This is a genomic window from Chitinophaga agrisoli (assembly GCF_008386695.1).
In the GTDB taxonomy this organism is placed as follows: domain Bacteria; phylum Bacteroidota; class Bacteroidia; order Chitinophagales; family Chitinophagaceae; genus Chitinophaga; species Chitinophaga agrisoli.
Genome location: NZ_VUOC01000047.1, coordinates 1 through 236 on the forward strand (window position 1 = coordinate 1; position 236 = coordinate 236).

Below are 236 nucleotides of genomic sequence, written 5' to 3' on the forward strand. Positions count from 1 at the left end.
CAAGAAGATCAAGCACAAGAAGAAGAAGGTCAAACTAGCCGTCCTCAGGTTTTACAAGGTCGACGAGAACGGTAAGATCCACCGTCTGCGGCGCGAGTGCACGGGCGAGCAGTGCGGCGCCGGAGTGTTCATGGCGGTGATGGAGGACCGTCACTACTGCGGGAAGTGTCACAGCACGATGGTCTTCAAAGACGACGACAAATAAATAAGTCCCCTCTAGCCTGTAAGAAACGCTC

1 protein-coding gene is annotated in these 236 nt (G+C 54.2%); it reads left to right on the forward strand.

Annotated features, from left to right (window positions below; genetic code table 11):
* Window positions 1-205: ribosomal S27a family protein (locus F0L74_RS34555; protein WP_213087169.1), on the forward strand; the 205-nt coding region annotated here is incomplete at its 5' end.
* Window positions 206-236 lie beyond the last annotated feature (31 nt).